The 12,147-nt window shown below is 66.2% G+C and carries 16 protein-coding genes; 11 read left to right on the top strand and 5 right to left on the bottom strand.

Going from position 1 to position 12,147, the window contains the following annotated elements; all coding sequences use genetic code 11:
- Window positions 1–5: 5 nt before the first annotated feature.
- From H0T81_RS12320 to H0T81_RS12295, 6 genes are read left to right on the top strand one after another with little or no spacing between them, the layout of a single operon-like run.
- Window positions 6–428, top strand: coding sequence for a Fur family transcriptional regulator (locus tag H0T81_RS12320; protein ID WP_294013667.1), 423 nt, complete (start codon window positions 6–8; stop codon window positions 426–428).
- Window positions 429–486: 58 nt separating this feature from the next.
- The gene (locus H0T81_RS12315; RefSeq protein ID WP_294013660.1) at window positions 487–1,173 is read left to right on the top strand and encodes a lysophospholipid acyltransferase family protein; all 687 of its coding nucleotides are present in this window, start codon (window positions 487–489) and stop codon (window positions 1,171–1,173) included.
- Between the two features lie 11 nt (window positions 1,174–1,184).
- Complete coding sequence (gene miaB / locus H0T81_RS12310; RefSeq protein WP_294013658.1) at window positions 1,185–2,525, top strand: tRNA (N6-isopentenyl adenosine(37)-C2)-methylthiotransferase MiaB; 1,341 nt, start codon at window positions 1,185–1,187, stop codon at window positions 2,523–2,525.
- Window positions 2,525–3,529, top strand: coding sequence for a PhoH family protein (locus tag H0T81_RS12305; protein ID WP_294013656.1), 1,005 nt, complete (start codon window positions 2,525–2,527; stop codon window positions 3,527–3,529). The genes miaB and H0T81_RS12305 overlap by 1 nt, the downstream gene beginning before the upstream one ends.
- Before the next feature lie 10 nt (window positions 3,530–3,539).
- Window positions 3,540–4,037 (top strand): rRNA maturation RNase YbeY, encoded by a 498-nt coding sequence (gene ybeY / locus H0T81_RS12300; RefSeq protein ID WP_294013665.1) that lies wholly within the window; start codon window positions 3,540–3,542, stop codon window positions 4,035–4,037.
- Window positions 4,037–4,912, top strand: a complete 876-nt coding sequence (locus H0T81_RS12295) for a hemolysin family protein (RefSeq protein ID WP_294013655.1) — start codon at window positions 4,037–4,039, stop codon at window positions 4,910–4,912. Before ybeY ends, H0T81_RS12295 begins: the two co-directional genes overlap by 1 nt.
- 15 nt (window positions 4,913–4,927) lie before the next feature.
- On the opposite strand, the gene H0T81_RS12290 is transcribed toward H0T81_RS12295, so the two are convergent.
- Both H0T81_RS12290 and H0T81_RS12285 read right to left on the bottom strand, forming a co-directional pair.
- Window positions 4,928–5,350 carry a VOC family protein gene (locus tag H0T81_RS12290; RefSeq protein ID WP_294013652.1) on the bottom strand — a complete coding sequence of 141 codons (423 nt, stop codon included), beginning with the start codon at window positions 5,348–5,350 and terminating at the stop codon, window positions 4,928–4,930.
- A 406-nt stretch (window positions 5,351–5,756) separates the two neighbouring features.
- Complete coding sequence (locus H0T81_RS12285) at window positions 5,757–5,963, bottom strand: hypothetical protein (protein WP_294013650.1); 207 nt, start codon at window positions 5,961–5,963, stop codon at window positions 5,757–5,759.
- Window positions 5,964–6,166: 203 nt separating this feature from the next.
- Here H0T81_RS12285 and H0T81_RS12280 point away from each other — a divergent pair, with 203 nt between their 5' ends.
- A complete protein-coding gene (locus tag H0T81_RS12280; protein ID WP_294013647.1) occupies window positions 6,167–6,364 on the top strand; it encodes a hypothetical protein in 198 nt (65 codons plus the stop codon).
- A 59-nt stretch (window positions 6,365–6,423) separates the two neighbouring features.
- Here H0T81_RS12280 and H0T81_RS12275 read toward each other — a convergent pair whose 3' ends face one another.
- Window positions 6,424–6,681, bottom strand: a complete 258-nt coding sequence (locus H0T81_RS12275) for a DUF4242 domain-containing protein (protein ID WP_294013662.1) — start codon at window positions 6,679–6,681, stop codon at window positions 6,424–6,426.
- Window positions 6,682–6,818: 137 nt separating this feature from the next.
- On the opposite strand from H0T81_RS12275, the gene H0T81_RS12270 reads away from it, so the two are divergent.
- Window positions 6,819–7,697: a LysR family transcriptional regulator gene (locus H0T81_RS12270; RefSeq protein WP_294013644.1), complete on the top strand. Its 879-nt coding sequence runs from the start codon at window positions 6,819–6,821 to the stop codon at window positions 7,695–7,697.
- Window positions 7,698–7,752: 55 nt separating this feature from the next.
- Here H0T81_RS12270 and H0T81_RS12265 read toward each other — a convergent pair whose 3' ends face one another.
- Window positions 7,753–8,421: a hypothetical protein gene (locus H0T81_RS12265; protein ID WP_294013641.1), complete on the bottom strand. Its 669-nt coding sequence runs from the start codon at window positions 8,419–8,421 to the stop codon at window positions 7,753–7,755.
- A 192-nt stretch (window positions 8,422–8,613) separates the two neighbouring features.
- On the opposite strand from H0T81_RS12265, the gene H0T81_RS12260 reads away from it, so the two are divergent.
- The 3 genes from H0T81_RS12260 to metK are packed head-to-tail and all read left to right on the top strand — an operon-like array spanning window position 8,614 to window position 11,795.
- Window positions 8,614–8,892: a hypothetical protein gene (locus H0T81_RS12260; RefSeq protein WP_294013639.1), complete on the top strand. Its 279-nt coding sequence runs from the start codon at window positions 8,614–8,616 to the stop codon at window positions 8,890–8,892.
- 54 nt (window positions 8,893–8,946) lie between these two features.
- Complete coding sequence (lnt, locus tag H0T81_RS12255) at window positions 8,947–10,509, top strand: apolipoprotein N-acyltransferase (protein WP_366474369.1); 1,563 nt, start codon at window positions 8,947–8,949, stop codon at window positions 10,507–10,509.
- A gap of 59 nt (window positions 10,510–10,568) precedes the next feature.
- Window positions 10,569–11,795: a methionine adenosyltransferase gene (gene metK, locus H0T81_RS12250; protein ID WP_294013635.1), complete on the top strand. Its 1,227-nt coding sequence runs from the start codon at window positions 10,569–10,571 to the stop codon at window positions 11,793–11,795.
- On the opposite strand, the gene H0T81_RS12245 is transcribed toward metK, so the two are convergent.
- A complete protein-coding gene (locus H0T81_RS12245) occupies window positions 11,792–12,145 on the bottom strand; it encodes a hypothetical protein (RefSeq protein ID WP_294013633.1) in 354 nt (117 codons plus the stop codon). The two genes, metK and H0T81_RS12245, sit on opposite strands and share 4 nt — an antisense overlap.
- Window positions 12,146–12,147 lie beyond the last annotated feature (2 nt).

Below are 12,147 nucleotides of genomic sequence, written 5' to 3'. Positions count from 1 at the left end.
CTCTCATGCCGCGAAGCATCGACATTGAGGCGCTTTGCGCCGCCAAGGGCCTCCGGATCACCGAGCAGCGGCGGACCATCGCCCGCGTCCTCGGCGACAGCGAAGACCATCCCGACGTCGAGACGCTCCATGCACGCGCGTCGGCGATCGATTCCAACATTTCGATCGCGACCGTTTACCGTACTGTGCGCCTGTTCGAGGAAGCCGGCATTCTCGAACGGCATGAATTTGGCGACGGCCGCTCGCGCTACGAAGCCGCGTCGGACGCTCATCACGACCATCTGATCGATGTCGAGACCGGCAAGGTCATCGAGTTCGTCGACGAGGATCTCGAGGAGCTTCAGAAGCGGATCGCCGAGAAGCTCGGCTTCCGCCTGGTCGACCACCGCATGGAGCTGTACGGCGTCGCCCTCGACCGCGGTCGCTGAACCGCCCTCGTCCGCCTGGCGGGCAGGAATTCGGATCGCCGCGCTGGCCGGCTGGATCTTGCTGTGCGTCGTCCCGCACCTGGTGTCGCGAATGTTCGGCCAGTCGCGCTGGCCGCGGCGATTTCTTGCCGGCTCGGCGGCAATCTGCGGAGTCGATGTCCAGGTCGAGGGCAGGCTCGCCGACTCGCACTCGCTGCTGCTCGCTAATCACACCAGCTGGCTCGACGTCCCGGTGCTCGCATCGGCGACCGGCTGCGCGTTCGTCTCCAAGGCCGAGCTTGCCCGCAACCCGGTGATGAAGTGGCTCGCCGACCAGAATCGCACCCTCTACATCGAGCGCTCCGACAGGCGCGGGCTGCACGAGCAGACCGCGGCGGTCCGCAACGCCCTGAGGGGCGACCAGCCGCTGGCACTGTTTCCCGAAGGGACGGTATTGGGCGGCGGCCGGCTGCTGCCGTTTCGGCCGGCTCTGCTGACCGCGGTCGCGCCGCCTCCGCCGGGGTGCGCGATCCAGCCGGCGGCGATCGACTATGGAGCGGCGATGCGCTCGCTGGGCTGGGCGAAGGGCGAGCATGGGGTCGCCAACGCGATCCGAATCCTCGGTCGCAAGGGGCGGATGACCGCGACCGTTCGGCTTCTCGAGCCGCTCGATCCCTCGCTCGGCCGAAAGGCGATGGCGAAGGCCGCTCACGATGCGATCGCGGCTGCGCTTGCGCCTTCCGGTATCGCCGCGGCTGGCTTATAGGCGCGTCACACATGACTTCCGCCCCCAAGAGCTTCAGCATCAAGTCTTTCGGCTGCCAGATGAACGTCTACGACGGCGAGCGCATGGCCGAACTGCTGAGCGACACCGGCCTTGCGCCGGCCGCGCCCGGCGAGGACGCGGACCTGGTCGTCCTCAACACCTGTCACATCCGCGAGAAAGCGGCGGAAAAGGCCTATTCCGACATCGGCCGCTTGCGGCGGCCCGACGGCTCCCGCCCGCTGGTCGCGCTCGCCGGCTGCGTCGCCCAGGCCGAAGGCAGCGAAGCCCAGGCGCGCTCGAAGATGATCGACATCGTCGTCGGGCCGCAATCCTACCACCGACTGCCGGAGATGGTCGCCGACGCGGCGCGCGGCTCGCGGCCGATCGACACCGGCATGCCGGCGCTGTCCAAGTTCGACCGGCTGCCGCGGCGGCGGCGCGCGGCTCCGAGCGCCTTCCTCACCGTCCAGGAAGGCTGCGACAAATTCTGCACCTATTGCGTCGTGCCCTACACCCGCGGGGCCGAGATCTCGAGGCCGTGGAAGGACGTTATCGCCGAGGCCCACGCCCTGGTCGGGGCGGGAGCACGCGAAATCGTCTTGCTCGGCCAGAATGTGAACGCGTGGAGCGCCGATGACGAGACGGGGGGCGATCGCGGGCTCGATGCGCTGATCCGGGCGTTGTCGCGGATCGATGGCCTCGAGCGCATCCGCTACACCACCAGCCACCCGGCCGACATGAGCGACGGGCTGATCGCCGCGCACGGCGAGATCGACAAGCTGATGCCCTATCTGCACCTGCCGGTTCAGTCGGGCAGCGACCGGATCCTGAAAGCGATGAACCGCAGCCATTCGACCGACAGCTATCTGCGGACCATCGACAAAGTCCGCTCGGCGCGGCCCGACATCGCGTTCTCCGGCGACTTCATCGTCGGCTTCCCGGGTGAGAGCGACGCGGACTTCGAAGCGACTCTGAGGATCGTCGACGCGGTCGGCTACGCGGCGGCTTATTCGTTCAAATACAGCTCGCGCCCGGGAACTCCGGCCGCCGCGATGGAGGATCAGATTGCCCCCGAGATCATGGAAGAACGACTGCGGAGGCTGCACGAGCGCATCGCGGTCCATCAGCTTTCTTTCAATCAATCAAAGGTCGGTCTCGACACGCAAGTGCTGGTCGAGCGCAAGGGCCGCCACGACGGGCAGATGATCGGCCGCAGCCCATGGATGCAGTCGGTGCATTTCCAAAGCGCCGCTCCACCGGGCGAGATGGTCGACGTCACCTTGGTCGCCGCGGGTCCCAACAGCATGGCCGGCGAAGTGCGCTCCGAGCGAACTTCCAGGGCTGCCGCCTGATGGCCCGCCGGGACCTCGCCGCCGTGCCCTCCAACGAGCAGGGCCGCGCTCGCCTCGAGCTCGAGTTCGACCAGCCGTACCTGCTCGGGCCCCTGTTCGGCGACTATGACCGGCATTTGATCGCCATCGAGCAGCGGCTCGGGGTCCACATCGCCGCGCGCGGCAACCGGGTCCAGATCGAGGGCGAGGCCGATTCGGCGGCCAGGGCGCGCGACGTTCTGGTCGGTCTCTACAACCGCCTCGACCAGGGCCATGACATCGACGCGGCGGCGGTCGAATCGGTGATCGGGATGGCCGCCCAGCCGAGCCTCGACGGAATCATCGAAGACGACGTCACCTCGCCGCCCCGGGCGATGATCCGGACGCGCAAGAAGACCATCGTTCCGCGCTCGGTCGTCCAGACCGCCTACATGGAAGCGCTGGCCCGCGACGACATGATCTTCGCGCTTGGTCCGGCCGGCACCGGCAAGACCTATCTCGCGGTCGCCCAGGCGGTCTCGCAGCTGATCAGCGGCAGCGTCGACCGGCTGATCCTGTCGCGCCCCGCGGTCGAGGCCGGCGAGCGCCTCGGCTTCCTGCCGGGCGACATGAAGGACAAGGTCGACCCCTATTTGCGGCCGCTCTACGACGCGCTCTACGACATGCTCCCGACCGAGCAGGTCGAGCGGCGGATCGCGTCCGGCGAGATCGAGATCGCGCCGCTGGCGTTCATGCGCGGGCGCACGCTCAACGACGCCTTCATCATCCTCGACGAGGCGCAGAACACGACCCCGCTGCAGATGAAGATGTTCCTGACCCGCTTCGGGATGCGCAGCCGGATGGTGATCTGCGGCGACCCGACGCAGGTCGACCTGCCCGATCCGGGCAAGTCGGGGCTCGCCGACGCCGTGTCGCGCCTGTCGGGCATCAAGACCATCGCCGTGATCCGCTTCACCGCCGCCGACGTGGTGCGCCATCCGCTCGTCGGCCGCATCGTCGAGGCTTATGAGGGGCCGGGAGCTTGAGGCGCAGATGATGCTCGAGATCGCCATCGAGACCGACGCGGAGTGGGACAGTAGCACCGACTGGGCGGCTCTGGCGCGCAAGTCGGCGGAGTCGGCCATCGCCGAGAGCGCTTTCCCGCAGCTTGCGACCGGCTCGCGCCCGGTCGAGATCTCGGTCCGACTGACCAGCGACGAGGAAGTCCGGGCGCTCAACGAGCAATGGCGCGGCAACGACCGGCCGACCAACGTGCTGTCGTTTCCGATGGCGGAGACAACCGAGCTCGAATCCGACAGCGGTCCCGGGCTGCTGCTCGGCGACGTCGTGCTCGCGCGCGGAATCTGCGCCGCCGAGGCGGCAGCCAAGGCGATCCCGATCGAGGACCATGCGGCCCATCTGCTGGTTCACGGAACGCTGCACCTGCTCGGCGACGATCACGGCGACGACGAGTCGGCCGCGAACATGGAACAGCGCGAGGTTCGCGCGCTCGCCCGGCTCGGGATCGCCAATCCCTACGAGAGCGCCGGCTGATGGCGACCCAGCAGGACGAGGTCGGCTCGAGGCTGTGGCGCGGAATGCGCGCCTTGATCTTCGGCGATGACGGCGAAACCAGCCTTCGCGACCAGATCGAGGAAGCGATCGACGAAGCCGAGACGAACCACCCGGTGTCGGGCGACCTGTCGCCGCACGAGCGGCAGATGCTCCGCAATCTGCTGCAGATGGGCGACCGCACCGCGGGCGACATCTGCGTGCCCCGCGGCGAAATCATCTCGGTCCCCTCGACGATCAGCTTCGAGGACCTGATCCGGGCGTTTGCCGACGCCGGCCACAGCCGACTCCCCGTCTACGGCGACGGCCTCGATGAAGTCGTCGGCATGTACCATATCAAGGACGTCTTCATCGCCGACGTCGACGAGACCCGCGACCGGTCGCCCGCGGCCCTGATGCGAACCCCGTTGTTCGTCCCGGAATCGATGGGCGTCATCGACTTGCTGGCGCGGATGCGCGCCGACCATATCCACCTCGCGATCGTCGTCGACGAGTTCGGCGGCACTGAAGGGCTGGTGACCATCGAGGACGTGGTCGAGGAGATCGTCGGGGAGATCGAGGACGAGCACGACGAGGAAGCCGACCGCATGCTGATCATGCTCGAGGAAGGGCTGTGGGAGGCGGACTCGCGGCTCGAGCTCGAGGAGCTGACCGAGACGGTCGATGCTCGGCTGACCGCCGAAGAGGACGAAATCGACACGCTTGGAGGGCTGGTGTTCCTGATCGCCGGCCGGGTCCTGAAGCCGGGCGAATCGGTCGTCCATCCAACCGGCTGGCGGCTCGAGTGCATCGACTCCGACGGTCGCCGGGTCCGCCGGGTGCGCCTGCACGCGCCCGAAGTGCCGGGCGCCCCCTGACCGGCCCTCCAGCCGCTAGTGAGCGGCGAACAATTTGCCCGGATCGGCCATCGCCTTGAACTCGAGCGCGTTGCCGGCCGGATCGGCGAGGAACATCGTCGCCTGCTCGCCGGGCTCGCCGGCAAAGCGCACGGTCGGCGGGATGATGAACTCGACGCCCGAGGCCTCCAGCCGGCGCGCCAGCGCCCGCCAGTCGTCCATCGCCAGCACCAGCCCGAAATGTGGCACCGGCACGTCCTCGCCGTCGACCAAATTGCCGGCCTTGTTGCGCTCCGAGCCCGGGGCGAGGTGGGCGACGATCTGGTGGCCGTGAAAGTCGAAATCGACCCAATGCTCGGCGCTCCGCCCTTCCGGGCAGCCGAGCACCCGCCCGTAGAAGTCGCGCGCGGCGGCGAGGTCGTCGACCGGAAAGGCGAGGTGGAACGGCGGGCGGGTCACATCCGCGCTTTTTCACCGCCGCCCGTGGAAAGCAAGCACGCCAGCGGCCGAGCGGTTGTCGCAATTGTCCAATGCCCGCTTTGGGCCCAGCGCGGACACTTGGCTCCCCGCTGGATGGCCGCAAAGGCTGTCGCAGGAACGCGCTGAGCCAGCCCTGCGTTCAGCCTCAATTGCCAGGGAGTGCATCATGTGGCGTCGACGTTTCTCTGAAGGCCGGCGTGGCTACGGGCTAAGTTACGGAACGGCAGTCCTCCTGGTGTCGGGCGCCATCCTGCTTTTCCTCTATCTGACAGGCCGCCTGAACTTCTAAGAACTCGGAGCCTGTCCGCTTTCGACCCATTGCTGATTGCAGGCGATTAGGTCCGCTTTCGACCGAAGCGGACATTAAAGCGCGAGGATCGTCAGCCTAAATAATCGGCCGGGACTCACCAAAGAACGCTCGTCCGTCCTGAATTGTCGCCACAAGTCGGTCCCGCTGCCATACCTCGCACTTGACGGCGTCCCGAATAGCCCTCGCCGCGGCCACAGCCTTTTCGTCGCTATCGGCGGAGATCCAATCGTCGACCCATAGCTTGCCAGCGCCGTCGAAACAGAAGAGCTTGTAGTCGGCCATCAATGCGCCCCCGGGGAATAGAAACACCGACGTTTCGTCTTGTTCTACAGGGACTTGCGGCTTTCTCTGAGCTGAACGGAGGCCCGAGGATCACCCCGGCAAAATGTCTGTCGCGGAAGCGACCAGGACGGTAACTCCGCAGATGCAGTGGCGAAATAATTTGGGCTTCCCGCACTTCGCTGCGTTTTACCTGACCTATGTCAGTGGACTGGACCATTCGCGGCAAGCCGATCGTGGCCATTGGGCTTCTGACGGCAGACGATCTCCAAGCGCTCGGTGCATCATTCGACCGGGCTTGGCCGGTGGATGACACGCCATGCTTCGAGGGCTTACTGCAGGCGATCGATGAAGCGGATCGAGCAATATGGCGCCAGCGCGATCGGGACGAGACAAAAGGTTAAAGCGTTAGAGCCGCGGAACTCCATTCGGCTAATGTCCGCTTTCGAACCAAAGCAGACATTCAGCCCTGAGGCGTGAGGTCCATCGCCGGAACGATCCGGCTGTAGGGCAGCCCGGCTTCGTCGTTGAGCCGTCTGACGTCAGAATCTGATTCGGCTTCGAACAGGCACATGCAGCGCCCGTCCTCGGGGGCGAAGGTGGTGCGGATGTAGCGAATGTCCGATCCGCCCTGCCGCATTTCCCCGGCTTTGCCGATTGCCGCTTTCTGAGCGCCCGCCAGGTCTTCCATCGCGATCCCCTTCAGGTCCCGCTCGACCATGAACACTGACATTGGCTTTCTCCCTCCTGTGTAAGCGGAAAAGCCTAGGCCGGCGGGGGGTGCGCCGACAGAAGAAGTTCGGCATTGTTGCATAACCGCCGGTTATTGCTGTTCACTGCGCCGATTACGAGGAAGCGATGGAACTGTTTCAAATCCGCTATGTGCTCGCCGCCGCCGAAACCCTGAACTTCACCAGGGCCGCCGAGCGCTGCAACGTATCGCAGCCGGCGCTGACGAAAGCCGTCAAGAACCTTGAGCAGGAACTGGGTACGCCGATCTTCACCCGCGAAGGCAAGCGCGTCCGATTGAGCGATTTTGGACGCTCGATCCTTCCGACACTGCGTCAGATGCAGGATCAGGCGGAACGCGCCAAGGCAATCGCTCAGGAACACCGGTTGCTCGACAAGGTGCCGGTCCGTCTCGGCGTCCTCGGCACGATCGGCTCGGTGCGCATCGCGCGCTACCTCGCCACTTTCCAGTCCGCCTTCGAAGGCGTCGAGGTCGAGGTCATCGAATCACCGGTTCCGGAATTGCTCAACAGGCTCGACGAAGGCGCTCTGGACCTGGCGATCGTCAATCCGTGCGACGGCGTGCCGGAGAGCTTCCACGCACACCCGCTTTACACCGAGAAATATGTCGCTGTGCTTCCGCCGGGGCACCCGCTGGCGGAGCGCAACAGCGTTCGCCTCAAGGACCTTTCCGGCCAGCCCTACGTCGACCGTTTGTCGTGCGAGATGCGCGAGATGTTTACAGCCGTCTGCAGGGATCTTGATGTTCAGCTGTACGCGCGCTTCCGCTCCGAACGCGAAGACTGGGTCCAGGCGATGGTGCTGGCCAACATCGGAATTGCGGTGATGCCGGAATATTCCGTCACTGTCCCCGACCTGCTGCAGCGGCCCATTACCGATCCGGCGATCAGCCGAACAATCGCTCTGGTGACGGTGCCCGGGCGCCCGTTCGCCCAATCGACCGCGGCGTTCGTGAGAACCGCGAAGGCCTTCAGCTGGCCGGGATAGGACAATGTCCGCTTTCCACCCAAACCAGCATTAAAAATGCGCGGGAGCGCCCGAGTCACTCTCCTGCAAGCACGATGTTCCACCGAAACGTCTTCACGCCGTTGTCGATCCCCACAAGCTCGGCGGTTACCGCCCTTTGCAGCACCTCGTTCCTCAGCCCCGGGAAGAGGGTGTCACGCTCGTTCGGCTCACCGGGGAAGAACATTTGCGTGACCAGAAGCCGCTTCTCGCCTCGCACGTCGAAATGGATGTGGCGCTGGCGACGCTCGTAGGGCAACGGAACAACTGTCCGGATCCGGTAATCTCCGTCAACGTCCGCGCGAATCACTGCCGATCCTTGAAAGTTGGGATCAATGGGCTTTCCGACGGTATCGCTCGGATGATGATAGCGGCCGAGGCCGTTGGTTTGCCACACGTCAAGAATCGCTCCCGGGACAGGGCGGCCCTGCTCGGTCGTTACCTTCCCATGTAGATCCATAATGACGCCTTGCGCGACCCCGGGCCGGCCTGGCACCCGTGTCAGGTCCCAGTCCTGATCGAAAGGACGGTCCAGGGGATAAAAGGGACCGGTCGTAAGCTGCGGCGTGCCGCGCCGGGTGAGGGGCTCAACAGGGATTGCGATAGCTGCGCTCGCCCCAACAACGCTAGTGAAGCCCATCAGGAGATGGCGTCGGGTCAGCGTCAACTCGGCCCTCGACGTAAGTTCAGGCGTCGGACAGAACATGGCAGCCCCCTTCGGCACTTTACCCTACGCTCAGTTGATTGGGGTGTCACTGACTGGCTCAGCGGCGGTCGCTAGTGTCCGCTTTCCACCCAAAGCGGACACTGCGAACGCATCGGATGAGCCTGCGCGAAGACCGCCTGCGGCGAGCCATCTAAGGCTCGACGACCGCTCTTGAAGGGCTCAGGCGCGAGCTTGGCACTGGGGCCCCGCCGCTATTCTCTCGGTTTCAGTGCGGCGCTGCGGCTTGCGCGCAATCAGGCCCGCGAGCCCGAGCAGGCCGAGCAGGCGCCACGGGAAGCGGCCATCGTCCTGCCGCTGCTGGCGGTCTGTGTTGCCGCAACGCCCCGACGCGTGCGGCATGAGGGCACGACATCGCTGCCGAATGACGAAAAAGCTGTCCTCCAAAGGGTGATGCGCGGCATAGGGCGCGGCGATGATTGTCCCGACGCGGTCTCCCTCCGACCGACCTGAAGCTTCAATGCCCCGGGCCGGCGCCAGCGCCCGCTCATGCGGATGCGCGATGGAGTGCGACCTTTGAGACTTTTCGAGCTGGCCGAGCGGCACTCGCTGGTTACCGCGCTGGCGCTGGGCGTCCTGTCCGCGCTAGCCTTCGAGCCGGTCGGCTGGTGGCCGCTGATGCTGCTCGCCTTGGCAGTCCTGTGCGAGCTGCTGCTGCGCTCGAAAAGCCTTCGCCGCGCGCTTCTGCTCGGCTGGCTGTTCGGTCTCGGCCAGTTCGTCATCGGGCTCAACTGGATCGCGACCGCCTTCACCTACCAGGCGGCGATGCCGGCGTGGCTCGGCTGGATCGCGGTGGTGCTGCTGTCGCTCTACCTGGCCGTCTATCCGGCGCTGGCGGCGGGGCTCGGATGGCGGCTCGGCGGCGGCCGGCGGGGCCCGCTGCTGCTCGCCCTGGCCGGCGGGTGGGGAGTGACCGAGTGGCTGCGCGGCGGAATCTTCACCGGCTTTTCTTGGAACCCGGTCGGAGTCGTCCTCGCCGACACTTCCCTGCTCCAGTCGAGCGCACTGATCGGCACCTACGGATTGTCAATGCTGGTCGTGCTGATCGGCGGCGCGTTGTGGCTCGCCGTTCACCGCACAGCCTGGCCCGCGCTTGCAGTTGCGGCGGTGGTGGTCTTGCTCTGGGCGTTCCCGGCGTCGCGCGTGCCGACGTCGCAGACCGCCCTCAAGCCGGTGCGAATCGTTCAGCCGAACATCGGCCAGCAGGACAAATGGCGGCCGGGTTTCAGCGAAATCGCCGCGCGGCGGCTGGCGCGATTGTCGGCACCGCGCCACCCGGACGCCGGCCCACGGTTGTTGCTGTGGCCCGAGGCGGCGGTCACCGAGCCGCTCGAGGATGCGCGCACCAGCGAGCATCAGGCGTACGCCGAGTTCGAGCGCACCCGGGCGGCGTCGCTGCTGGCCCCCGGCGAGTATCTGCTGACGGGCGGAATCGCGCTGCACTCGTCCGATGGCCGCCGAGTCGACGGGGCGGCGAACAGCGTCTTCGTGATCGGCCCGGGCGGACAGGTCCTCGGCCGCTACGACAAGGCCCATCTCGTGCCGTACGGCGAATATCTGCCGATGCGGCCGCTGCTGTCGTCGATCGGCCTGTCGCGTCTCGCTCCGGGCGACGTCGATTTCGCGCCGGGACCGGGACCGCGCACTCTGAACCTGCCCGGCTGGGGCAAGGTCGGTTTCCAGCTGTGCTACGAGATCATCTTTCCCGGCCATGTCGTCGATCGGCGCAACCGGCCCGATTTCATCTTCAACCCCTCGAACGACGCCTGGTTCGGCCGCTGGGGCCCGCCGCAGCACCTTGCGCAGGCGCGGCTGCGCGCCGCCGAGGAAGGGATTCCGGTGCTGCGCTCGACGCCGACCGGGATCAGCGCGATCATCGATGCCCGCGGCGCCATCGTCGCGGCGCAGCCGTGGCGAACGGCCGGGGCGATCGACGGCGTTTTGCCGCCGCCGGCGCTTGGCCTGACGCCCTTCGCCCGGGCCGGGAACTGGATTGCGCTGCTGCTCGCATTGGGGCTGATCCTTGCCGCCATTGCCCTTCGAACAGGCGAGCGCTATCGGCGGACATAAGGATTTCCTTATATCGTTAAATCCGGCTTCGGCCGATCTCTCCAGGACCATTTCGCAACATGCGCAGCAATTACCTCTTCACGTCCGAATCCGTTTCCGAGGGCCATCCCGACAAGGTCGCCGACCAGATCAGCGACTCCATCGTCGATCTCTTCCTGTCCAAGGATCCCGAAGCACGCGTGGCCTGCGAGACCCTGGTCACGACGCAGCGCATCGTCATCGGCGGCGAGATCCGCTGCCGCCCGGTGTTCGACGAGGAGAAGTTCCAGGACACCCACGGCTGGGCGCCCGGGGCCCGCGACGAGATCGAGCAGGTGGTCCGCAACAAGGTGCGCGAGATCGGTTACGAGCAGGACGGCTTCCACTGGCAGACCGCCAGCTTCGAGAACCACCTCCATGGCCAATCGGCGCACATCGCGCAGGGAGTCGATGCGTCCGGCAACAAGGATGAGGGCGCCGGCGACCAGGGCATCATGTTCGGCTTCGCCGTCGACGAGACGCCCGAGCTGATGCCGGCGACGCTCTACTACAGCCACCAGATCCTGGAGCGCATGGCCGCCGACCGCCATTCGGGCGCCGCGCCGTTCCTCGAGCCCGATGCCAAGAGCCAGGTGACGCTGCGATACGAGAACGGCAAGCCGGTCGCGGCGACGGCGATCGTGGTCTCGACCCAGCACGGCAAAGGCTATGACGAAGGGGAGAAAGAGGCCGAGCTTCACGATTATGTGAAGCGGGTCGTCGCTCAGGTGATCCCGGCCGAGCTGCTGTCGAACGACACCGTCTACCATATCAACCCGACCGGCAGCTTCGAGATCGGCGGGCCCGACGGTGACGCGGGGCTGACCGGTCGCAAGATCATCGTCGACACCTACGGCGGCGCGGCACCGCACGGTGGCGGCGCCTTTTCGGGCAAGGACCCGACGAAGGTCGACCGTTCGGCCGCTTACGCGGCTCGCTATCTGGCCAAGAACATCGTCGCCGCCGGGCTTGCCCGCCGCTGCACGATTCAGCTCGCCTACGCGATCGGAGTCTCCGCGCCGCTGTCGCTCTATGTCGACACCCACGGTACCGGTACCGTCGGCGACGACGCGATCGAGGCCGCCATTGACCGCATCGACAAGCTCGGTGGCCTCACCCCGCGCGGTATCCGAACGCACCTCCAGCTCAACAAGCCGATCTACGGCAAGACGGCCGCCTACGGCCATTTCGGCCGCCAGCCCGAGGGCGATCTGTTCCCGTGGGAGAAGGTCGACCTGGTCGACGATCTGAAGGCGGCGCTGGCCTAGTCCCCGCGGCAGCGGATCCACTGCTGGCGCCCGTTTCGCCACGCCGATCCGTCGTAGAAGTGGCGATTGCCGCGGGCGCGAATGACGAGCTCCTCGCGCATCGCATTGGGACTGACGAGAACCAGCCGAAGCTCGGATTTGTCGAGCCACCACTGCGCGCTTTGAACCGGCACCTGGCGACCGTTGTCGGTCAGTCGGGTGAGGATCAGCGGCGAGCCGGGCACGTGACCGAAACCGAGCGACACCTCGATCGGCCGCGAACCGGCGGTGCGGCAGACGAAACCGCCGGTGGCATGCGCTGGAGCAGTCCCAAGCAAAAAGAGGGTAATGGCGAACAGCGGCTTGTTCATGC

Origin of the sequence: Sphingomonas sp. (assembly GCF_013812825.1) — a bacterium.
GTDB lineage: Bacteria > Pseudomonadota > Alphaproteobacteria > Sphingomonadales > Sphingomonadaceae > Sphingomicrobium.
The sequence above is the reverse complement of the archived record's forward strand: the minus strand, read 5'-3'. Positions and strand labels throughout refer to the sequence as shown.